Raw genomic sequence first — 21,443 nt, 5'->3', positions numbered from 1 at the left:
TCCGCACCGGTCTGGCCGCCACCGCCAATACTTGCTACAGTAGCGAACCTCGATGTATCTGGAGTGATTTCATGGAACAACGTACCCCGGATCAGCTGGTCGAATGGGCCTATGATCAGTTTCTTGAGCAGGCCGCAGACATGCTGGCCCCCGAACAAATCGTCGACATCACACTGGAGTTCGAACAGCGTGGCGCCGTCGAGGCGACCCTGCCCAATGGAGACTGGTCAACCGAACTCGGTGTACCGGTCGACATGAAGTCCTGGGTAGAGGTGTGGGTTGGCTTGCTGGACCATCAGGATGAGTTTGAGGTGATCTACGCCACCTTCCTGCTGCCCCGCTTTCTTAACGAGCACGATGTCCATGTGCGCTGGCACCGCCAGCAACAGGCATAAAAAAAGGCGCCCTCGGCGCCTTTCTCTTTTCTGGTATGCCCCGCTCAGGGCTGCGCTGCAATGGCCTTGGCCAGACAGCGGCGACACCAGCAGGCGCTGGCCTCGCTCATGGGCAGAGCAGGCAACTGGCTGCACCAGCACTGTGCGATCGTTGCACCGGCCGACACGGCGCAAAATGCCGGCTCGCCACAGCCAGGGCACGTATGGGTGCTTTTCGAGCCGTCCAGCTCTGCCATCACGGCCAGCTGGGCGTCGCTCTCCATGGCCGACCAGTGACCAATCTCGGTCAGGGTACGGCCACAGCCGAGGCAGAGCCCGTCCTTGGCCTGACAGTGGCCGATACAGGGGCTCGGCACTTACTCGCTGTCCACTGCCGAGTCGGTATCTGTGGCAACCAGGGTGATGCAGTTGTCTTCGATGACGATTTTGCCCTGCTTGTAGAGGCCGCCGATGGCCTTCTTGAAGGTGCCCTTGCTCATGTTGAACAGCTTGTAGATGAGCTCGGGTTCGCTCTTGTCACCGACAGCCAGACTGCCACCCTGCTTCATCAGCCGGGTCAGGATCCGGCCACCGGCATCGTCCATCCGATCCATGCCCGGCTTTTGCAGGGTCAAGTCCAGCTTGCCGTCGTCACGTACCTGCTTGACCCAGGCGGTCAGCGGTCGACCCGTCATCACCCGGCCAAATACCTCGTTCTTGAACAGCATGCCGGAATATTCACCGTTGACGATCGCCTTGATGCCAAGCGGCGTGTGCTCACCCGGCAGTGCTGTTACCTCGTCACCAGCCTTGAAGGGGGGGTTATCGGTGCGCAGGAACCGCTCCAGCCGGCTGGTGCCTACCATGCGGCCTTCGTTGTCGAGCATCAGATGCACCAGATAGACGTGGCCCACCTGCATCGGCTTGTTCTGCTCACGGGTCGGCACAAACAGATCTTTTTTCATGCCCCAGTCGAGGAAGGCACCGATCTTGTTGGCATTGACCACCTTGAGACCGACTATGTCGCCCACCATGGCAAACGGCTTGTCGGTGGTGATCACAGGCTCACAGTCGGCATCCAGATAGAGGAAGACCTCCACACCGTCACCTTCAGCCACCCCTTCCGGCAGCTGACGCTTGGGCAGCAGCAGCTCGCCATATTCGTCGGCCGCCAGCCAGGCGCCCCTGTCTTCGAGCTCGATTACGGTGAGGGTGTTCATCTTGCCAATCTGTAACATGCTGATCTCTTCTTTCATTATCCGGATGGTCAATTTTTCATTGCCCGTATGGGCGCGCATGTTACCCCAAGAGCGGCAACAGGGCCTAGCCCCTTGCCCTGCTCCCGCATGATTTTCGAGGCCGTTTTCACGGTTTATGGCGATATAATCGTCATTCGGCCGGTGCTTTACTGCAAATACCCCCACTTTTGGGTAGACTGCGCCGCTGTTCAAATCCTGAGGAACTGTCGATGAATCCATCCACTCGTACCCGTCATCTCAATCAATGGATCCAGACCCACAGTGGGCAGGACATGACCTACCCGGCGCTGCACGGTTTTCTGTGCGCCCGTCTGGTGGGGCCGGATGCCCCTGACTGGCAGGCCCCGCTGGCCGGTCTGTTGCCACATGACGCCGAACTGGATGAGAAGAGCGCAGAGGCGCTGCACCATCTGATCGCCGAGCTGGAAGCTCAGGCCGACGAGGCCCAGCTGGCCTTGCCAAGCCAGTGCCGCCTCTCTACCGACAGCCCGGAGCAAGTGTTCGAGCAGAGTCACCCCCTCGGCCAGTGGTGCTACGGTTTCAGTCAGGGATTTGCCAGCTGGCCCAAGCCCAAGGATCTGAACGATCCCACCACCCAGTACCGTTTCAGTCTGGCCGCCGAACTCAGCCTGTTTCGCGACAAGCCCATGGCCCAGATGCTGCACGCGGCCGCCGGCAGTGAGCTGCCCTTTATGGAATTTTGCAAACGTCAACGTCAGAACATGAAGACTGCGCTCAACCAGCTGCTGCAGCTGGATGAGTATCAGGGAGTGCCCGGCACTCAGGCAGCCCTCGATAGCGAGCAGGCCGAGCAGTGGCAGCAGTGGTTCGAGCTGGCCGATGCCTGCCGCGACCCCCAGGCTCGCCTCGGCTGGTTTGACAAAGTGATTGACGATGCCGAGCCGCTGTTCGATGCCGCTTTCTGGCAGCAGATGGCTGGCCACGGCTGGAGTGCCCACGAGGCACGCCCGCTGCTCGCCGCCAGGGCCGGCAGGGCCGATTGCCTGCTGCGTCTCGGCCAGCTGGAGCAGGCTCGCCAGGAATATCTGGCGCTGCTCGACCTGTGTATCGCAGATGAGTTGGGTTGCCGTTATCCCCTCTCCAGCCTCTATGCCCTGCAAGGGGATTGGGCCGCCCTGCGCGCCTTGCTGGTGCGCTTCGACGAGGCTTCCAGCTGGCTGCTTTACAACAGGGCCTTGATGGTATTTGCCTGTGACGGCCCCGAGGCGGCTCAGCAGCAGCTGGACGCCGCCATCAAGGCCAATGCCCATATCCCGGCCTGTCTGCTGGGCCAGCGCAAGCTGCCCAAACAGGAGCCCCAGAGCTGGCAGGCGGGTAGTCGCGATGAAGCAGCGCTCTACACACTGCAGAGCCGTGAGGCCTGGCTCAAGCACAACGCCTTGATCTGGTTGCGTAAAGGCTGAGCAACCAGTCGTATAAATCAGCTTCGAACAGACCCGGTTGCGGCGTATGACGTGCGCAACCGCACATTTCTCTGGTGCATGTTCAGACAAACGCCCTTGTGTTACGTATCATCAAGGTCAAAGTATCAAGAGAAACTGCACTCGATGCAGCCGTCACAGCAGGATGTCATATGTCAAAGATCATAGAGCTGCTTGCGCACTACCCCCCCTATCAGCTGGTTCACGCCGCCGAGATGGTGCGCGATACCTTTGAGCAGTTTTACCAGCAGCGTTATCAGCTGACGGTGCCCCAATGGCGCCTCATGATGGTGCTCGGCCCCAACTACCCCATCAGCCAGAAAGAGCTGGTGGAGGCGAGCGGGATGGACAAGGTGCGGATCTCCCGCGAAATCCACCGACTGGTGGAGAAGGGGATACTGTTTACCGAGAGCAGCGAACAGGACAAGCGGGTCAGCCTGGTCTCTCTCACCCATGCCGGGCTCACCCTGTTCCAGCAGCTCAAGACCGAAGCAGGCAGCTGGCAGCATACCCTCACCGATTACCTGCCTGCCGAGGCGCGTCAGTCCATTCGTCTGCACCTGCAAAGTGTCAGCGACGCCATCGAACAACTGCACCTGCTGGATAGCGAGCACAAGTCATGAACCTGAACAATTTCGCCACCATGGATGTCAACATGCTGCTGAGCCTGGTCAATATGCAGTTGCGTGATCGTTTTGATGATCTGGACGATCTCTGCAAGGCACAAGATCTCGACAAGGAGGCCCTGGTCACCAGACTCGCCAGCGGCGATTTCCACTACCTGCCGGATCAGAAACAGTTCAGATAGGGATCCTGATCACAACCCGGCCAACGGCACTGGCCCCGGCGCCAAAAGCTGATATGGTGATGATGACACCGTGGAATGACACCCAGCGACATGTATGGATACATCAAGCTGTCATACACGGCGGTTAGTCTCTGACCCGTGACACGCCAGCCAAGGACGACCCATGATGATCCTGACCCGACAGACCACCCTGATCACCCTCTGCGCCATTCTCATGATCAGTTTGTTTTCCCCCAGCCTGCCTGACAGCGCCGAGCAGTGGCTCAGCACCTTGTTGCTGGGCTCTCTGGTTGCCGTGTGCCTGATGGTGGGCAGCGGCTGTCGTCACTTCATTCAGGATTGACCCGCCACGACTGGCCACTGCAGCTCTGCCTGCATAGAAACAACAACGCAGCCCAAGGGCTGCGTTGTTTTGTTTGGTACGCCATGGCCAGTCTCTTGATCAGAGTGCCAGGGTTTCCAGCTGTCCTTTGGCCTGCTCAATGCCTTTGGCTTGCGCATCCGGACCCATGCCCATGCCTTCGGCGTAGATGAAGTCCACGTCCTTGATGCCGATGAAACCCAGCACGGTACGCATGTAGGGAGTCACCAGATCGGTGGCGCTGCCGACGTGCATGCCGCCACGGGGGCTGATCACCAGGGCGCGGGTGTTTTCCACCAGACCGACCGGACCTGTCTCTGTGTAACGGAAGGTCACGCCGGCACGGGCAATCAGGTCAATCCAGTTTTTCAGCTGGGTCGGAATACTGAAGTTGTACATGGGGGCAGCAATCACCACCAAATCGCTTCCTTTGAGTTCGGCGATCAGCTCGTCGGATTGTGCCATGACGGCCAGCTGACGTTCGTTCAGGTTGTCACCACCGCGCAGACCCGAGGCCAGCTCGCCGTCCAGCACCGGCAGGTTCAGGGTCGCCAGATCACGCACCGTGACTGTGTCGGACTGGTGGTCAGCCAGGAAGCCGTCGATCAGGGCGTTGGATTGGGAATATTGGCCCAGGATGCTGGACTTGAGTACTAGGATATTGGCCATGGTGAAACTCCATTTGGTTGTCGGTTGAACAGCTTGGCTGTCGATGGAGGTCACTCTAAACATTGAGCTTCTCTGCGGATAGCGAAAATAGATGCTCAACTTATTCAAAAATTTTGAACTTAGTTCATTCTATCGCCAACGGCCCCATGGCCAACCGCTCAATGCTTGGCAGAACAAACGATTGCCGTTATGATCCGCCGCACTTTTTTCCAGCGACCCGGATCCCATGGTACCCTCGCGCAGGCACTCTCCTTTTGCCGGTGCAGTCTGGATGATGGTGGCAGGCCTCTGCTTTGCCGCCGTCAACAGTCTGAGCCAATATGTCAGCTTCAAGCTCGGCCTCCCCTCGACCCAGGTTGCCTTTCATCAATACCTGATCGCCCTGGTGTGTCTGCTGCCCTGGCTGGTGCGACACGGCCTGCGTCAATCCCTGATGACCAACCAATTGCGTCTGCACCTGCTGCGAGTCGCCCTGGCCGTGGTCGGCATCCAGTTCTGGCTGTGGGCGCTGGCGGTGCCCGTGCCCATCTGGCAGGGGATAGCGCTCTTGATGACCTCCCCTTTGTTCGCGACCCTGGGTTCTGCCCTGCTGCTCAAGGAGCAGGTGAGCCGGGCCCGTATTCTGGCAACCCTGGCGGGCTTTGTCGGCGCCATGGTGATCCTGGCCCCCTGGACCGATGATTTCAGCTGTGCCTCCCTGCTGCCGGTGGCGGCCGCCCTGTTCTGGGCCGGTTACTCCCTGCTGGTGCGCTATCAGGCGGCAAGCGAGTCATCCCACACCATAGTGGTCTACCTGCTCATCTTCAGCACCCCCTTCAATGCCATGCTGGCCCTGCCGGAGTGGCAGTGGCCGAGCGAAACCCAGTGGCTGCTGGTGGCGGTGTCAGGGGTACTGTCGGCACTGGCCCAGATGTCCATCGCCCGCGCCTACAGCGTGGCCGAGGCTTCGTTCGTGCAACCCTTTGATTTTGCCAAGCTGCCCATGAACGTGCTTGCCGGCTGGCTGGTGTTTGGCTGGGCGCCCCCCGGCCGATTGTGGCTCGGCGCTGCCATCATCATTGGCGCCATCACGCTGCTTACCCATCTGGAGCAGCGCGCCCATCAATCTGTTTCCTGAGGTACGCCATGCGTGCCTCTTTTTTTGCCTGCTATTGCTGCCAATAGCGACAGAGACATTGTGACCATCGACATCAGGAGAGATCGTATGTTTGGAACCGCCACCCGCCCCAGCGCCACCCGCGCCCTGCTGCTTGGCTCGGGAGAACTCGGCAAGGAAGTCGCCATCGAGTTGCAACGGTTCGGGATCGAGGTGATCGCCGCCGACCGTTACCCCAATGCCCCCGCCATGCAGGTGGCACACAAAGCCCACGTGCTGGACATGCTCGATGGCAATGCCCTGCGCGCCCTGGTGGCCCTGGTCAAACCCGATCTCATCATTCCTGAAATCGAGGCCATCGCCACCGATACCCTGGCACAGCTTGAGCAAGAGGGGGTCAAGGTGGTGCCGAACGCCCGCGCCACCCAGCTCACCATGAATCGGGAAGGGATCCGCCGCCTCGCCGCCGAAGAGTTGGGTCTGCCCACCTCCCCCTACCGTTTTGCCCAGAGCAAGGAGGAGTTCATCGCCGCCGTCGAAGCCATCGGCCTGCCCTGCGTGGTAAAACCCGTGATGAGCTCGTCGGGCAAGGGGCAGAGCCTGCTGCGGGATCTCGCCAAACTGGACGAGAGCTGGACCTACGCCCAGGAGGGTGGCCGTGCCGGTCGCGGCAAGGTGATTGTTGAAGGATTCGTCCCCTTCGAGTACGAGATCACCCTGCTCACGGTGCGGGCCGTCGATGGCATTCATTTTTGCGACCCCATAGGCCACCGCCAGGAAGATGGCGACTACCGCGAATCCTGGCAGCCACAGGCGATGAGCACCCTGGCGCTGGCCCGCTCCAAGGAGGTCGCCGCCAAGGTGGTCGGGGCGCTTGGCGGTTATGGCCTGTTCGGGGTCGAGCTCTTCATCAGGGGTGACGAGGTGTGGTTCAGCGAAGTCTCCCCCCGCCCCCACGATACCGGCATGGTGACCCTGATCTCTCAGGATCTCTCCGAATTTGCTCTCCATGTGCGCGCCATCCTGGGGCTGCCCATCGGCACCATCACCCAGTACGGGCCAAGCGCCTCGGCCGTGGTGCTGCGGGATGGTCACAGTCAGGACATCCGCTATCAGGGCATTGGGGAGGCGCTGGCCTTGGTATCGGGCGCCCAGCTGCGGTTGTTCGGCAAGCCCGAGATCGCCGGCCGCCGCCGGCTCGGGGTCGCCCTGGCCCGTGGGCAGCAGTGTGAAGAGGCGGTGGAAAAAGCCAAGGCGGTCGCCGCCCGGGTCGAGGTGATTTGTTGACCAAAACCGGTTGCTGACGTGATCAGGCGCAAGGGGCATGGCAATGCCCCTTTTGCATTTGCCCGTCAGGCTTATAATCCCCCTTCAAATTTGTCAGGAGTACAAGATGTTAGCTGCCGTGATCTTCGATATGGATGGTGTTCTGATCGACTCGGAACCCTTTTGGCAACGGGCCCAGATGGCCGTGTTCTCCGGGCTGGGTCATCCCCACAGCGAGGAGGATTGCAACTCCACCATAGGCGTGCGCATCGACCAGCTGGTGGCGCACTGGTATCGGCTGCGCCCCTGGGTGGGCCCCAGCCAGGAAGAGGTGATGCAACGCATCCTGGATCAGGTCATTGCCCTGATCCTGAATGAAGGCCAACCCAAGGAGGGAGTGCTGGAGGCGCTGGCATTGATGGAGGCACAAGGGCTCAAGATTGGGCTGGCGACCTCCTCGCCCTTCACCATGGTCGAGGCGGTGCTCGGCAAGCTCGGTATCCGTGATCGCTTTCTGGCGGTGCACTCCGCCGAGGTGGAGCGCTTCGGCAAACCGCATCCGGACGTTTACATACACGCGGCGGAAAAACTCGGGGTAGAACCGGTACACTGTCTGGCCATTGAAGACAGCTTCACCGGCCTGCTGGCGGCCAAGGCGGCCTCCATGAGAGCGCTCATAGTACCGGACCCGGCATTGGTCGGCGATCCCCGTCTGGCCATTGCCGATCACCAGCTCAGATCCCTCGGTGAGTTGAATGCCGCCACGCTGGCCAGCTGGGTGGCATAGGCTCCCGCAGACAGCGAGGGCACTAAAGGGACCAGATCGCCGTCTCCCCCTGACCACTGTCATAAACGTGCGCTTGCTCGCGGTTAACTCCCTCCCGGCCAACTAGAATCAGGGAAGATAGGCGGCCCGAGGGCCCGAGGAGGTCACCATGATCGAGTACACCAGCAAGCGTATCGTCTGCCCCCACTGTGGCCATCATACCCGGGTCGAGCTGGATGCCAGCCAGGGGGATCAGGAGTTCTACGAAGATTGCATGGCCTGTTGCAACCCCATCCACCTGCGGCTGCATCTGGACGAAGCCCGTGACTGCCTGCAACTGTTTGTGGATGCAGACGACGAGCAGATGTTCTGATTGCGAGTCATCAAAATTCGAGCGATCAAAAGGGCCTGCAATGCAGGCCCTTTTCCATGGCATGTCGGAAACTTTCGCCCAGATCAACCCAACTGGCGCGCAGCCAGTACCCGCTCCACCGTATCGACAATGGCCTGGGTCTGGGGATCGATCTCGATATTGGTGTGCCAGCCCGCCTTGACCCAGCCCAGATTGGTGCGAGCCAGGGTCTCCGGGATCAGGTTGACGCAAAATTCACTCTCTCGCACTTCACCCACTGTCAGACTGATGCCGTCGATGCCGATGTAGCCTTTGGTCAACACATACTTCATGAGCGTGGGGGCAAGGCGATACCACACCTGACGATTGTTGGGGGTGTCGATGACCGAGATCACTTCCGCCGTGCCCATGATATGACCAGACATGGTATGACCGCCGATCTCGTCACCAAAGCGGGCAGCCCGCTCCACGTTGACCTTGTCCCCCGCTTGCAGCGTGCCAAGGTTGGTCAGGCGCAGGGTTTCCTGGATCAGATCGAAGCTGACCAGATCGCCTTCCACCCGGGTGACTGTCAGGCAGCAGCCGTTATGGGCCACGGAGGCCCCCAACGCCAATCCCTCGCCCCAGGCCAGGCTTGGCATGCGGATCACATGGGTGCGAAAGTTGGGAAGCGCTTTGATGGCCACCAGTTCGGCGGTCCCCTGCACTATGCCGGTGAACATGTCTCTTCTCCTGCTACGAAAAAAGGCAGGTTACCCCCGGCCCGTCGCCCAGACAAGCACGCCTGCTGACAAGCTTGCCCCCGATCGCTATAGTGACGGCGTTCACATTCGGGTTAATGAGGAAGAAATAATGCAGGTATATCAATGTTGTGAGGCCATTCGCATCGCCTATAACCAGATTGGCTCAGGTGAGCAGGGTTATGTGCCGCAGGCCATAGCGGCGACCATCAGGGCCCTCAATGCTATGGCCTCAGACGAGCGGGTGCCGGCCGAACTGCGCCAGGAAGCCGCCTATGCCGCCGCCAATCTGCTGATCAGCGATCATCAGGACGCCTGAGCCGGGCAGAAAGCCTGCCGCCAACCGTTTCGCGGCGGGCGACTTTCAGGCTAGAATGACACCCCCGTATTTTGTCTCCTCCCGGTGAGGGGGCAAAAGCCCATCCTGTTATCCGTTCTTGCTCTTTTTATCTGATCCACTCGGAGGTGTCAGTGCAACGTTATTGGTCCGAGGCGAGGCAGCTCGTTCGTTTAGCCAGCCCCATTCTGGTCGCCCAGGTGGCCCAGATCGCCATGAACTTTGTCGATACCGTGATGGCGGGGCAAGTCAGCGCCGTGGATCTGGCGGCCGTGTCGGTCGCCACCAGCTTCTGGTTGCCGATCATATTGCTGGTGCAGGGCATCATAATGGCGCTCACCCCCATCGTCTCCCAGCTCAACGGGGCTCGCAAACGGGACGAGATCCGCCCGGCCGTGCATCAGGGCTTCTGGCTGGCGCTCATGGTCACTCCCATCGCCATGATAGCGCTCTATTTCAGCCCGCTGACCTTGCAATTCATGGACGTGGACCCCGTCATGGCCACCAAGACTGCCGGCTATCTGCATGCCATCTTGTGGGGGCTGCCCGCCTTCGTGCTATTCCAGGTGCTGCGCAACTTCAGTGAGGGACTCTCCCACACCATGCCCACCATGGTGATAGGTTTCGTTGGGCTGGCGGTCAATATTCCCGCCAACTACATCTTCATCCACGGCCATTTTGGCATGCCAAAACTCGGCGGTGTCGGTTGTGGGGTGGCCACCGCCATCGTGCTGTGGGCCATGCTGCTGGCGATGATCATCTATGTGAAACTCTCCCCTCACTTCACGAAGATCAACCTGTTTGCCCAGCTAGCACGCCCCAATGGCAGCCGGATCTGGCGCCTGTTCCGACTCGGCTTTCCCATTGCCATGGCGATTTTCTGCGAGGTGACCCTGTTTACCGTGGTGGCCCTGATGCTGGCTCCGTTCGGAGCAGAAACGGTAGCAAGCCACCAGATAGCGCTCAACTTCTCCAGCCTGGTGTTCATGCTGCCGCTCTCCATTGGTGTGGGGGTGACTATCCGGGTCGGCCACAGCATAGGGGAAGGCTTGCCGGATCACGCCCGTGTCGCGGCCCGTACCGGCCTCATGCTGGGCATGGCGGTCGCGGCCTGCACCGCCGCCCTGACAGTGCTGCTGCGCGAACAGATAGCGACCATCTACACAGACGACATGCAGGTGATCACGCTGGCGGCTACCTTGCTGTTCTTTGCCGCCATCTATCAGGTCTCCGACTCGGTACAAGTGGTAGCGGCCGCTGCGCTGCGTGGATACAAGGACACCAAGGCAATTTTCTACGTCACCATAGTCGCCTACTGGGGTCTGGGCCTGCCTACCGGCATGCTGCTGGGACTGACCGATTGGGTCGTACCTCGCATGGGGCCGCAAGGCTTCTGGGTCGGTTTTATCGTCGGCCTGACCGGCGCAGCCCTGATGCTGGGCGCCCGTCTCAAGGTGATCTATGGCCGTTTCGGCGCCCATCCGTAACGGACTGATCTGGCTGTGGGGGATGCAGCTGGCAGGCTGTACCCCCACCATAGAGGATCAATTTGCCACCTATCAAACCAGGGTGGCCCATGTACTGAGTCTCCCGTCCACTCCCTCTCCCGTCATTACGCTGGTGCCCTTCCCCGCCCAGCGGGAACTGCAGCGTCCGCTGCCAGATCTGCGCATTGGCCTGCTCGATATCTTGCCCCTCAACCAGTGTGGCCTCGGCACCCTGGTGGCCGAACGCAACGGCCCTGTCGGGCGCAGCACGGATAACTTCAGCCAGCTGGCCTATGAGTGGCAACTGGTGCAGGGGCTGGCGCGCTGCAAGACACAGGACCCCGAGGTAGCACAGTGGTTGGACAGTCTGCGACAACAGAAAGCGGCCATGTTGCCGGATCGCTTCTGGAATGCGCTGGTCAGCACCCCGGAACTGCGCCGGGTACTGACCCCCAGACGAACCCCCTTGTCGCTGACCAGCACTCTGCTGGAGACCCGCCAGGCACTGGGTCAGTTGCAGCGCTGGCAAGAGGCGGTGGCAAGTCCCGACCATGTGACTGCATCCCTGCCTCCGTTGACGGATGCGCTGGAGAGCCTCTACCGATCGGATGCCCTGCCCCGGCTGCTCTATTCACTGCCGCTGGCCACGGCCTGGCTCAACCAGATCAGTGCACAACTGGAGCCCTTGCCCATCACCACACTCTGCCCGGCCACGGATCCACAGCGACAAGATCGTCTGCGGGGGGCCATGACGCACTACTATGCCAGGGGGCTGCAACCCTGGCTGGCTCAGCTTGATCGCCAGTTCCGCCAGATTTCACCTTCCCTGACCGCCTTGTTTGACAATGCATCCCCGCCAGCCCTGCAGGCATGGCAGACAAGCTACGCCAGCGGGCTGGAGAGCCGCGTCTGGCTGGATTTTCGCGCCGCCACAGTGCGCCATGCCAAGGCCTGGCAAGGGGTCTTTTTGCGCTGTGAAGCACCCGCTGGCAAGCCCCCCCTGCTACCCAAGTCCGGATAGGGTGTGCCTGTAAAATCAACAGGCTGCGCAAGAACTCGGCAAACGGTCTCCTTTGTGCATACCGCCTGTTGACAGCCTTTGGGGGCATGGGTAGTATGCCGACCACGTCAGCAGTGCTGGTGTCATGAAGCGGTCATTACCGATTCTTGCAGTGGGTTTATAGCTCAGTTGGTTAGAGCACTACCTTGACATGGTAGGGGTCGTTGGTTCGAATCCAATTAAACCCACCACTTTTTCTGTGATGCGTCCTTAGCTCAGCTGGTTAGAGCACCACCTTGACATGGTGGGGGTCGGTGGTTCGAATCCACTAGGACGCACCATCACAGAATACCGAGTATGCGTCCTTAGCTCAGCTGGTTAGAGCATCACCTTGACATGGTGGGGGTCGGTGGTTCGAATCCACTAGGACGCACCATAATAGATTGCAGATTTATGGGTTTATAACTCGGCAGGTTGGAACACTATATTGACATGGCACAGGCGATGTCGTTGGTTCGAACCAGTTTGAGTGCAGATGTGGGTTTATAGCTCAGTTGGTTAGAGCACTACCTTGACATGGTAGGGGTCGTTGGTTCGAATCCAATTAAACCCACCACTCCCCTGCAAAAAGAAGTCGCATTGCGCACCCTGCGTCCTTAGCTCAGCTGGTTAGAGCATCACCTTGACATGGTGGGGGTCGGTGGTTCGAATCCACTAGGACGCACCAGATTAAAAAAGCCCGCTCCATGAGCGGGCTTTTTGCATGTCGGGGCCACCTGCATCGCTACGGGATCAACAGGCCGGGCCCGTGCGCCCTCCCCTTGATGCTGTACTGAATAAGCCGCCTCACTACCCAGCTTGCTGGCTTCTCTGTTTCCCACCCTCGTTGCCCTGTCACAACACTCTGTCTGACGGGACTAGAACAGATCCAGCTGCTGGCCGCAGATCCGCTCGAATGACTCGCCGATAAACGGCAGTATGGCATCCGCTATGGGCCTTAACTGCTTGTCGATGTAGTGCTCGTAGTCGATGGCGCTGCGCCTGTATTCCAGCGGCTCAGGCCCATTGAGGGTCATCAGATAGGAAATGGTGCCCCTGTGCTGGTAGCGCTGGGGCTGGCCCCGGCGCAGGTTCTCTTCATCGGCCAGCCGCGCCGCCCGCACATGGGGCGGGACGTTCTTCTGGTACTCCTCCAGCTTCTGGCGCAGCCGCTTGCGGTAGATGAGCAGATCATCGTGCAAGCCGGCCCGGGTCTCATCCACCATGGTGCGCACATAGCCGCTGGGATCTTCATCGTGAAACACCAGCTCATAGAGCCGGGTCTGGAACTGTTTGGCCAGCATGGTCCAGTCGGTGCGCACCGACTCGAGCCCCTTGAACACCAGTTGTTCCGTCCCCTCGCTCGCCTTGCCAACCAGACCGGCATACCGCTTCTTGCTGCCCTTCTCCAGCCCGCGAATAGTCGGCATCAGAAAGCGGCGGTAGTGGGTCTCGTACTGGATCTCCAGATGACTGGGCAGGTCGAACTCGCGCTTGATCAGTGCCGTCCAGTTGTCGTTGATCATCCGCGCCAAGCCATGACCAATCTCATCGGCCTGCTGCGAGCTTGTCTCCCTGGCCAGGTGGACGAAAGTGGAGTCAGTGTCGCCGTAGATCACCTCGAAACCTTGCGCCTCAATCCACTCCCGGGTCTGCTGCATAATGCTGTGACCGCGCAGGGTAATGGAAGAAGCAAGCCTGGGATCGTAGAAACGACAGCCCCCCGAGCCCAGCACGCCGTAGAAGGAGTTCATGATGATCTTGATGGCCTGGGAAAGCGCCTCGTTGCTGGCCGCCTTGGCCCTGTCCCGCGCCGCCCACAGGGTGGCGATGAGATCCGGCAGAAAGTGGCGAGTACGGGAGAAGAGGGCGCCGCGAAAGCCGGGGATCGCCTCATCCGGATGCTGCAGCCCCTCCACCAGCCCCATGGGATCAATACAGAAAGTGCGGATGATGCTGGGATAGAGGCTCTTGAAATCGAGCACCAGCACGTGGCGATAGAGGCCAGGTTTTGAGTCCATCACATAGCCGCCGGGGCTTGCCAGCCCCCCATCGGCAGGCAGATTGGGGGCCACATAGCCACCGCGATGAAGCCGCGGCAGATAGAGGTTGGTAAACGCCGCCACAGAGCCACCGACCCGGTCGAGCTCAAGGCCGGTAAGGGAAGCCCGCTCGATGGCAAAGGGAATGAGGTGGCAGTAGTCGAAGATCTCCCACACCAGCCTGCAATCTTCCAGGTTGTAGCGGGCCAGCGCCTCCTTGTCGGAGTGGAACAGTTCGGTGATCTTCTCCCCCCGATTGGCCACATCCTCGATATCCTTGCCGCGGCCGAGCAGCTCACTTGCTACAGCATCCAGGCTGTAACTGGCAAACTGCCAGGTGGCGCTTTTCAGGGTATCTATGCCGTCGAGCACCATGCGCCCCGGTATGATGACGTTGCCGGTCTGGGGATCGTTGCGTGATGAGCGCCAGAAACAGAGCTCCCGCCCCCGCCCGAGCCGCAGCCGCCGCTTGTTGAGCTCGGCGCGGCGCAGCAGCAGCCGAAAGTCAAAATTCACCACGTTCCAGCCGATCACCAGGTCTGGATCATGCTGGCTGAACCACTGCTCCAGCGCCCCGAGCAAGGCATTCTCGTCCGCCACCCACTCCAGGGTCGTGCTCCACTCATCCGCGCCGACCTCGGGGGAGCCTATCATGATGACGCGGGCATCCTGCTCGCTGTAGAGTCCCACCGAAAAGAGGGCCCCGTCCATGGCACACTCCACATCCAGAGATACCCAGGAGAGCGTCGGCGTCACCGCCTGCGGCGCACAGCGCGCCTCGTTCACCTCCCAGTAACCGTGCTTGCCCCCCTTGCGCGCCGTTTTGCCGCCAAAGCGGACTCCGGCTGTGATGAAGCGCTCCATCAGAAACCGCTCCGGCAGCCGGATATCCGCCTCGAAGTGCTCCAGCCCGCGGATCAGCAACAACTCGATGGCGCGGTGAAAAGCGCTCAAGGTGGAGAAATAGCAAGCCACCACGGCACGCCCATCGAAGGTGTGCATGGGCAGGCGCCGAAACCGCCCGCTCACGCCTGAGCCCTTGAACAGCTCGGCCGCCTCCTGCATGTGGCTCTGTGGCAGGAAGAACACAGGCTCCTGCCCGGGCACCACCAGCCGTACCGGTCCCTGCTCGCTCCAGAGCCACATCACTATCTCTGTGCGTCCGCGCACGTCCCGACCATGGCGGGTCAGGATGAAGCCGTCCAGGGGCGCAGTTGCAGGAGAGGTCGTCGTCACGGTGGGCTGGGTCGCAATCATTCAGGATAAAGGGGCCGGTTTTGGGATGGGAGTATTGTACGTTCATACAGTGCTTGCCCGCAATCGTCATGCCAGGCTGCACCGCAAGGCTCATGCTGGTAAGCTCGAAGACGCGCACACGTGGGCAAGCGTGCTGTCACTGGCATACCTGCTTGCACCGGTTCACCCCATACAAGGAATCCATAGTGGCACTCTATTCCCTGCTGGATCGGCTGGCCATTCCCTACCAGCGATTCGATCACCCTCCCGTCTTTACCTGTGAGGAGGCGAGTCGGCTGTTGCCTGACTTGCCCGCCGCCAGGACCAAGAACCTGTTCTTACGCGATCCCAAAAGCGAGCGGCTGTTTCTGGTGGTCACGCCACAGGAGAGCCGGGTCGATCTCAAGGCGCTGGCTGCCAAGCTTGGAGTCAAGTGACTGAGCTTTGGCTCCCCGGAGCGGTTGCATGCCGCACTCGGTCTAACCCCGGGTGCCGTCACCCTGCTCGCCATGGTGCGTGATACGGAGCAGGCGGTGGAACTGGTGGTGGATGAGCAAGTCTGGCAGGCCGAGCAGGTGCAGTGCCATCCGCTGGTCAATACCGCCACCCTGCTCATCAGGCTGGACGATGTACGCCGCCTGCTGGCCCATCTGGGCCGGGAAGCCACCGTCATGACCCTGCCAGTACTGGCTGAGTGACGGGCAGCGGATCAGGGGCTGCTTTTCCCCACACACGCATCAGCGGCTGCCAGGGCGGTCGCGTCGCAGTGATGCATGGCTGGATGCTTAAGCCATTGATAATGGGTTGGATTCATGCTGTGATCCAGCACTGCCAGCTATCGACCTCATACGTCGGGACGCGGTTAACAGGTGGAAGAGCCCTGAGAGACCCTTGATGCATAATCTGTTTTCCTCCGCACAATTGCTGAGTCTGGTACTGTTTGTCACGCTGTCCCATGTCGGGGTCGCGGTCATTTTTGCCTATGTGTGGCATACCCAGCGCCGCATCAGGGGCCTGCTCTACTGGTCTGCCAGCGAACTGGCCATCGCCGCTTCGTTCTGCGGCCTGCTGCTCCGGCCGCTCGAGGGGGATATCTCCCTTGCCAACATACTGCTGACCAACCTGCTGCTGCTTGCCGCGCCCCTGCTGTATGAGCGGGGCTTGCGCCACTTCTTTCGACGCGAGGCAGACCAGCTTGGCTGGCTCTGCCCTGCCATAGCGCTCATCGGATTTTTGCTGTTTGCCCTGACCGCCAGCCTACGCCCCCTGTCTGACGTACACAGCCGGATCATGGTCCTCTCTGCCGTGCTCTCCCTGCAATTCGCGGTACTGATCTGGCAGCTCTGGCGTTATCAACGTCTGGCCCCCCTCTATCGGGTATTGCGCTTTGCCATACTGCTGCTCGGTCTGCAGTTGCTGCTGCAGCTGCTTCGGATAGCCAAGCACCTCTGGCAGCCGGAACTCAACGCCAGTACCTTTACCGACCCCTTGCTCGGCCCCGTGATCCTGCTCAGCCTGCTCTTTACCATAGCCCGCAGCTATCTGTTGCTCAGCCTTGTTCATACCCGCCAGCAACAGGCACTATTGGCGACCCAGCGCGAGCTGGAGCAGCGGGCCAATCAGGATGAGCTGACCGGTCTGCTGAGCCGCCACTATTTTCAGCAACTGTTACAGGCGCAGGTCAGTGCAGGAGCCAACCCCTGTCAGCTGTTGCTGATCGACCTGGATGACTTCAAGCAGATCAATGACCGGCACGGTCATCCCGCCGGGGATGCCATGTTGCGACTGGTGGGTCAGGTGATACGCACTACCCTGCCACGGCAGGGGATAGCGGGACGACTGGGGGGAGACGAGCTGGTCATTTTCTTGATGGAAAATCCGCAAACGCTGCCACATTACTGCCACACCTTGCAGCAACGGATCGCCCAGGCCACCTCGCAGCTCGCTGGCGGCCCCATCAGCATGAGCATTGGCCTGACGTCGCTGCAGCCGGGAGAGCGCTTCGAGCAGGCATACCCCAGAGCGGACAGGGCGCTCTATGCGGCCAAGCAAGGGGGGCGACAACGGACCTGCATACAGGAGCCCCACCACAGCGAGCCGCAACTGCTACAACCCCTGGTCACTGGCTCGTGAACAGGCCGTCGACCATAGAGTGCCGCGCGGCGCAACCTGACGATGTCCCCGCCTATCGCAGCTATGTGACCGAGTGCGGCGAAGCGGGTCTGCCGCTCTATCAGGTGGCGCAATTTGACCCTGACGGCTGGCTGCAAAGCCTGCTCGATCACGCAGAGGGCCGTCATCTGCCCATGGGGTATCTGCCCACCACTACCTACTTTGCACTTGAGGAGGGGGAGATACTCGGCACACTGCGGCTACGCCACGGCGACAACCCGGCCACGGCGCAGTGGCTTGGCCACATAGGTTACGATACCCGCCCCTCCCGCCGTGGTGAGGGCGTTGCCCGCACCCTGCTGCGCTGGTTGCAACAACATGTATTGACCGGCCCCGTTCTCATCAGCTGCGACGAAACGAATGCAGCCTCCCTCAAGATCATTGAAGCTGCCAACGGACAGTGGCTGGATCGTCGCTACCATGCAGGGGATGACTGCTGGGTACGGTTTTACCACCTCCCGCCCCTGCGTTGAGCCGCCAGCCAGATGCCGCGTCAAACGGCAGCCATAAACAACATGAGCGCCCGAAGGCGCTCATGTTGTGACTGATGACGTTATGATGAGTGGCGATCAGTAGCTGTCTTCCTGCTCGGCGTTCATTCGGGCCAAACGGGCATGGGCTTCCTCTTCGGCGCTCTCGATTTCGTGCAGCACAGAATCGATATCGATGGCCTCTGTGCTCTCCTCGAACAGGCCGGTCAACTCGCTCTCCGGGGTCAGCTTGCCATCTTCAAACAGGGCCCACATCTCCTTGGCGTAACGGGTATTGAGCAGCTCGGGGGCATACATGCCGTAATAGTTGCGCATGTTGTTGACGTCCCGTTCCAGCATCGCCTTGGCCTGGTTGTTGGCGGCAGCATCCACCACCTGGGGCAGGTCTATGATGACGGGGCCCTGGGCATCCACCAGCACGTTGAACTCGGAAAGATCCCCGTGGATAAGGCCTGCGCAGAGCATGCGCACCACATAGCGGATCACCTTGTCGTGATCGATGACAGCCTGCTCGGGTGAGAGTGCCACGTCATTGAGACGGGGGGCCACATTGCCATCCTCGTCGGTGATAAGCTCCATCAAGAGCACACCGTCGAGACAGACATAGGGCTGCGGTACCCGCACGCCAGCTGCCGCCAGCTTGAACAGGGCATCCACTTCTGTGTTCTGCCACACCTCTTCGTGCTGTTTGCGGCCGTACTTGGAGCCTTTCTCCATGGCGCGGGCGCTGCGACTGTTACGCACCTTGCGCCCTTCCTGATACACCACGGCCTGCTTGAAGCTGCGCTTGGACGCCTCTTTATAGACCTTGGCGCAGCGGATCTCGTCGCCGCAGCGCACCACATAGACGTCGGCCTCTTTGCCGCTCATCAGCCGGCTGATGACGTCATCGACCAGGCCGTCATCAACCAGAGGTTGGATTCGATTTGGAATTTTCATGGCCGCCCTTTTACCCTATTTGCGCCTCAGAAGATAGCCCCTATGAGGCCAGCTTGCATATCCCTGTTCCTTGGCACCTTCCGGTGCCCCATTTGCCGCTGTTTTACTCACCAAACTGCTTAAAGGACAAGCGCTTGTCACCGCTGTCATCTCAGGTCACCAGCCAGTGTCTTTCCCTTCAGGGTTCGGGTGGCAGACCGCTGCGGATCCGCTTAATCCCCTCTTCGTAGAGACCATCCTCCCCTTCTTGATGTTCCTGGGTTTCAAAGATCTTGAGAAACCACATGTACTGCTCTGGATACTGGCTCAGCTGCTGCTCCACCATGCGGTTCATGGCATTGACGTCTGCGGTCAAATCGTCCGTGGGATATGGATCAAACGGGGGTTCAATCTCAAGCCGGTAGCACTCTTCATCCTCGTCATAGCAGGCGAGGATGGGCACAGCACGGGCACCGGTCAGCTTCACCAGCTTGGGCAGGGCCGGCAGCGTTGCCTTGGGGTGACCGAAGAAAGGGATGAAGATGCTCTTCTCACGACCATGATCCTGATCCGGCAGATAGAAGAAGTTGTAGCCGCTGCGGATGGCCTTGATGGCCGGTTTGATGCCGACACTGCGCTCATACACCTTGCCAGCTTTGGATCGCTCGCGGTTGATATACCAGTCAAACACCTGATCTTTCGGGCTCTTCATCATGGTACAGAGCGCAAGACCCTCATCGGTCAGGTAGCGGCCAATCATGTCCACCGCCCAGGTGTGAGGCACGACCAGTATCATGGTCCGCCCGGCGGCCAGCTCCGCCTCTATATGCTCCCAGCCCCGTACCTTGATGCGGCTTTTGAGATGCGCGGCGCTGCGCAGGGTCAGCTCGCCAAAACCCATGAATGCCTTGAGACCGGTCCGGATCGCTTTGAGCAAGAGGGTACGGCGCCCGGCGGCATCCAGCTCGGGAAAACAGATCTTGAGATTGGTCTCGGCAATGTAGGCCTGCTTTTTGGAAAGTCGCAGCAAGGCCGGGGCAACGGCATTGGCAAAACGCCCGCGCACGCCGTGAGGCACCCATGCCAGCAGACACAAAAAGCCAAGCGCCAGCCAACTGCCCCACCATCGCGGATGGAGCAGACGGGCATGAAATGAGGTATCAAAAACCGGATCGTGTGAAGACATCGCCGCCATCAAGTCATAGAAAATAAACGTTTATTTTAATTATCCTGACAATTTTTTCCACTTTGGGGTGCAGTGGTCTTACCAACACACAGACTCATACCCAATAAAAATGGCCCCGCAGGGCCATGATCACGATGACAGGTCAGGCGCCGGGAGGAAGATCACCCCGGATCCGCTTGATCCCTTCTTCATAGAGGCCGTCCGACCCTTCCTGCTCTTCACGGGTATCGAAAATCTTGAGGAACCACATGTATTGGCCCGGATCGCGAGTCAGTTGCTGCTCAATCATGTTGTTCATGCGGCAGGTGTCCGCCATCAGATCGGCGCTGGGGTAATCAGCAAACGGCGCCTCTATCTCCAGGCGGTAGCAGTACTTGGCCTCATCGTAGCAGGCCAGCATGGGCACTGCCTTGGCACCACTGACCTGCACCAACCGCGGCAAAGCCGGCAGTGTTGCCTTGGGATAGCCGAAGAAGGGCGCAAAGATGCTCGCCTCACGGCCATGATCCTGGTCCGGCAGATAGAAGAAACTGTGTCCACGCTTGACGGTTCTGATCACCGACTTGATGCCGGCACTGCGTTCATAGACACGGCAACCATTCTTGGCTCGTTCCCGATTGATGTGCCAGTCAAATACCGGATTGCGGGCACTCTTCATCATGGCGCACATGGGCACGCCACGCTGGGTGAAGTAGTAACCGGCAGCATCGACCGGCCAGCTATGGGGCACAACCAGTATCATGGGGCGGCCAGCGGCCTGCTCCGCCTCGATATGCTCCCAGCCCCTCACCTGGATGCGCTTCATCAGGTAGGCGGGGCTGCGCACGGTAAATTCACCAAATCCAAGCAGGGTCTTGAGACCGATGCGGATGGAGGTCATCAGGATGGCATCACGCTCGGCCTGGCTCTTGTTGGCAAAGCAGATATCGAGGTTGGTTTTGGCGATGTAGATCTGTTTCTTGGAGACCTTGACTACCAACGGCGTCAGCCATTCTGCCAGCTTGTCACGCAAGCGCGGCGGCACGAAGGCGAGCACACAGAGCGCGCCGAGTGCCAACCAGCTTGGCCAGTAACGCGGTCGCAATAAACGGGTCTGAAAAGAGGAATCAAACACAGGATCTTGGGAAGACATGAATGAGGTCAAACGAAGAAAATGGGGTTGCATTGTATTCGTCCTGACAGGTAATACCAGTGAAATTCATCGTGAGCACCTCAGGGTGAGCGCTGGTTCAAAAAATGGATTTCCCCGCGGCAAAAAAAGTCTCCTTCAACACTTAACAGCAGACAAAAAAGCGCTCCACCGATGGTGGAGCGCTCTCACTATTTCTGGCCAGTGGAGCATGTCGTGCACGCATGCCCTTCTCGTTGACTGACCCCTTACCCCGAGTCTCTCCAGGAGAGT

General features: G+C 59.9%; 22 protein-coding genes, 5 tRNA genes and 1 pseudogene. 20 read left to right on the top strand and 8 right to left on the bottom strand.

Going from position 1 to position 21,443, the window contains the following annotated elements; translation table 11 throughout:
* Window positions 1-71: 71 nt before the first annotated feature.
* The gene (locus OKC28_RS14425; protein WP_256683842.1) at window positions 72-395 is read left to right on the top strand and encodes an HI1450 family dsDNA-mimic protein; all 324 of its coding nucleotides are present in this window, start codon (window positions 72-74) and stop codon (window positions 393-395) included.
* A gap of 44 nt (window positions 396-439) precedes the next feature.
* On the opposite strand, the gene OKC28_RS14420 is transcribed toward OKC28_RS14425, so the two are convergent.
* Window positions 440-751, bottom strand: a complete 312-nt coding sequence (locus OKC28_RS14420; protein ID WP_256683843.1) for a DUF1289 domain-containing protein — start codon at window positions 749-751, stop codon at window positions 440-442.
* Window positions 752-1,630, bottom strand: coding sequence for a CvfB family protein (locus OKC28_RS14415; RefSeq protein WP_005311254.1), 879 nt, complete (start codon window positions 1,628-1,630; stop codon window positions 752-754).
* A 212-nt stretch (window positions 1,631-1,842) separates the two neighbouring features.
* Here OKC28_RS14415 and OKC28_RS14410 point away from each other — a divergent pair, with 212 nt between their 5' ends.
* The 4 genes from OKC28_RS14410 to OKC28_RS14395 all read left to right on the top strand — a co-directional run bounded on the left by OKC28_RS14410 (window position 1,843) and on the right by OKC28_RS14395 (window position 4,226).
* A complete protein-coding gene (locus tag OKC28_RS14410; RefSeq protein WP_219590007.1) occupies window positions 1,843-3,057 on the top strand; it encodes a UPF0149 family protein in 1,215 nt (404 codons plus the stop codon).
* Between the two features lie 170 nt (window positions 3,058-3,227).
* A complete protein-coding gene (locus OKC28_RS14405; RefSeq protein WP_005311250.1) occupies window positions 3,228-3,698 on the top strand; it encodes a MarR family winged helix-turn-helix transcriptional regulator in 471 nt (156 codons plus the stop codon).
* Window positions 3,695-3,883 (top strand): DUF4250 domain-containing protein, encoded by a 189-nt coding sequence (locus OKC28_RS14400; protein WP_021139271.1) that lies wholly within the window; start codon window positions 3,695-3,697, stop codon window positions 3,881-3,883. The genes OKC28_RS14405 and OKC28_RS14400 overlap by 4 nt, the downstream gene beginning before the upstream one ends.
* A gap of 163 nt (window positions 3,884-4,046) precedes the next feature.
* Window positions 4,047-4,226 (top strand): hypothetical protein, encoded by a 180-nt coding sequence (locus tag OKC28_RS14395; RefSeq protein WP_005311246.1) that lies wholly within the window; start codon window positions 4,047-4,049, stop codon window positions 4,224-4,226.
* Between the two features lie 99 nt (window positions 4,227-4,325).
* On the opposite strand, the gene OKC28_RS14390 is transcribed toward OKC28_RS14395, so the two are convergent.
* Complete coding sequence (locus OKC28_RS14390; protein ID WP_005311244.1) at window positions 4,326-4,913, bottom strand: FMN-dependent NADH-azoreductase; 588 nt, start codon at window positions 4,911-4,913, stop codon at window positions 4,326-4,328.
* A gap of 226 nt (window positions 4,914-5,139) precedes the next feature.
* Between OKC28_RS14390 and OKC28_RS14385 the strand changes: the two genes are divergently transcribed.
* The 4 genes from OKC28_RS14385 to OKC28_RS14370 all read left to right on the top strand — a co-directional run bounded on the left by OKC28_RS14385 (window position 5,140) and on the right by OKC28_RS14370 (window position 8,414).
* Complete coding sequence (locus OKC28_RS14385) at window positions 5,140-6,030, top strand: DMT family transporter (protein WP_034523741.1); 891 nt, start codon at window positions 5,140-5,142, stop codon at window positions 6,028-6,030.
* Between the two features lie 87 nt (window positions 6,031-6,117).
* Window positions 6,118-7,296: a formate-dependent phosphoribosylglycinamide formyltransferase gene (gene purT / locus OKC28_RS14380; RefSeq protein ID WP_021139274.1), complete on the top strand. Its 1,179-nt coding sequence runs from the start codon at window positions 6,118-6,120 to the stop codon at window positions 7,294-7,296.
* Window positions 7,297-7,402: 106 nt separating this feature from the next.
* Complete coding sequence (gene hxpB, locus OKC28_RS14375; RefSeq protein WP_021139275.1) at window positions 7,403-8,062, top strand: hexitol phosphatase HxpB; 660 nt, start codon at window positions 7,403-7,405, stop codon at window positions 8,060-8,062.
* Between the two features lie 148 nt (window positions 8,063-8,210).
* Window positions 8,211-8,414: a CPXCG motif-containing cysteine-rich protein gene (locus OKC28_RS14370; protein ID WP_017412080.1), complete on the top strand. Its 204-nt coding sequence runs from the start codon at window positions 8,211-8,213 to the stop codon at window positions 8,412-8,414.
* 83 nt (window positions 8,415-8,497) lie between these two features.
* On the opposite strand, the gene OKC28_RS14365 is transcribed toward OKC28_RS14370, so the two are convergent.
* A complete protein-coding gene (locus OKC28_RS14365) occupies window positions 8,498-9,115 on the bottom strand; it encodes a riboflavin synthase (protein WP_005311235.1) in 618 nt (205 codons plus the stop codon).
* Window positions 9,116-9,245: 130 nt separating this feature from the next.
* Between OKC28_RS14365 and OKC28_RS14360 the strand changes: the two genes are divergently transcribed.
* The 8 genes from OKC28_RS14360 (at window position 9,246) to OKC28_RS14325 (ending at window position 12,684) form a co-directional block, all read left to right on the top strand.
* Window positions 9,246-9,452, top strand: coding sequence for a YaeP family protein (locus OKC28_RS14360; RefSeq protein ID WP_021139276.1), 207 nt, complete (start codon window positions 9,246-9,248; stop codon window positions 9,450-9,452).
* A 152-nt stretch (window positions 9,453-9,604) separates the two neighbouring features.
* Window positions 9,605-10,957 (top strand): MATE family efflux transporter, encoded by a 1,353-nt coding sequence (locus tag OKC28_RS14355; protein WP_021139277.1) that lies wholly within the window; start codon window positions 9,605-9,607, stop codon window positions 10,955-10,957.
* Window positions 10,932-11,978 carry a DUF3080 family protein gene (locus tag OKC28_RS14350; protein WP_021139278.1) on the top strand — a complete coding sequence of 349 codons (1,047 nt, stop codon included), beginning with the start codon at window positions 10,932-10,934 and terminating at the stop codon, window positions 11,976-11,978. Before OKC28_RS14355 ends, OKC28_RS14350 begins: the two co-directional genes overlap by 26 nt.
* Before the next feature lie 153 nt (window positions 11,979-12,131).
* Window positions 12,132-12,208 (top strand) — tRNA-Val (locus tag OKC28_RS14345).
* A 13-nt stretch (window positions 12,209-12,221) separates the two neighbouring features.
* A tRNA-Val gene (locus tag OKC28_RS14340) sits at window positions 12,222-12,298 on the top strand.
* An 18-nt stretch (window positions 12,299-12,316) separates the two neighbouring features.
* A tRNA-Val gene (locus OKC28_RS14335) sits at window positions 12,317-12,393 on the top strand.
* Between the two features lie 103 nt (window positions 12,394-12,496).
* Window positions 12,497-12,573 (top strand) — tRNA-Val (locus OKC28_RS14330).
* Window positions 12,574-12,607: 34 nt separating this feature from the next.
* Window positions 12,608-12,684 (top strand) — tRNA-Val (locus OKC28_RS14325).
* Between the two features lie 190 nt (window positions 12,685-12,874).
* On the opposite strand, the gene OKC28_RS14320 is transcribed toward OKC28_RS14325, so the two are convergent.
* Window positions 12,875-15,295 carry a DNA polymerase II gene (locus OKC28_RS14320; RefSeq protein ID WP_034523742.1) on the bottom strand — a complete coding sequence of 807 codons (2,421 nt, stop codon included), beginning with the start codon at window positions 15,293-15,295 and terminating at the stop codon, window positions 12,875-12,877.
* 185 nt (window positions 15,296-15,480) lie between these two features.
* Between OKC28_RS14320 and OKC28_RS14315 the strand changes: the two are divergent.
* The 3 genes and pseudogenes from OKC28_RS14315 (at window position 15,481) to OKC28_RS14305 (ending at window position 17,919) form a co-directional block, all read left to right on the top strand.
* Window positions 15,481-15,972 (top strand): annotated as a pseudogene (locus tag OKC28_RS14315) (prolyl-tRNA synthetase associated domain-containing protein).
* Between the two features lie 196 nt (window positions 15,973-16,168).
* On the top strand, window positions 16,169-17,407 hold the full coding sequence (locus tag OKC28_RS14310; protein WP_021139280.1) for a GGDEF domain-containing protein: 1,239 nt from the start codon (window positions 16,169-16,171) through the stop codon (window positions 17,405-17,407).
* On the top strand, window positions 17,404-17,919 hold the full coding sequence (locus tag OKC28_RS14305) for a GNAT family N-acetyltransferase (RefSeq protein ID WP_021139281.1): 516 nt from the start codon (window positions 17,404-17,406) through the stop codon (window positions 17,917-17,919). The genes OKC28_RS14310 and OKC28_RS14305 overlap by 4 nt, the downstream gene beginning before the upstream one ends.
* A 96-nt stretch (window positions 17,920-18,015) precedes the next feature.
* On the opposite strand, the gene OKC28_RS14300 is transcribed toward OKC28_RS14305, so the two are convergent.
* The 3 genes from OKC28_RS14300 to lpxM all read right to left on the bottom strand — a co-directional run bounded on the left by OKC28_RS14300 (window position 18,016) and on the right by lpxM (window position 21,173).
* On the bottom strand, window positions 18,016-18,876 hold the full coding sequence (locus tag OKC28_RS14300) for a PA4780 family RIO1-like protein kinase (RefSeq protein ID WP_021139282.1): 861 nt from the start codon (window positions 18,874-18,876) through the stop codon (window positions 18,016-18,018).
* A 178-nt stretch (window positions 18,877-19,054) separates the two neighbouring features.
* Window positions 19,055-20,050, bottom strand: coding sequence for an LpxL/LpxP family acyltransferase (locus OKC28_RS14295; protein WP_011898753.1), 996 nt, complete (start codon window positions 20,048-20,050; stop codon window positions 19,055-19,057).
* Between the two features lie 133 nt (window positions 20,051-20,183).
* On the bottom strand, window positions 20,184-21,173 hold the full coding sequence (gene lpxM, locus OKC28_RS14290; RefSeq protein ID WP_270689899.1) for a lauroyl-Kdo(2)-lipid IV(A) myristoyltransferase: 990 nt from the start codon (window positions 21,171-21,173) through the stop codon (window positions 20,184-20,186).
* Window positions 21,174-21,443: the final 270 nt, after the last annotated feature.

This window comes from Aeromonas sp. D3, assembly GCF_027705025.1.
Lineage (GTDB): Bacteria > Pseudomonadota > Gammaproteobacteria > Enterobacterales > Aeromonadaceae > Aeromonas > Aeromonas salmonicida.
Note: the sequence above shows the minus strand (reverse complement) of the source record. Positions and strands in the feature narration are given on the sequence as shown.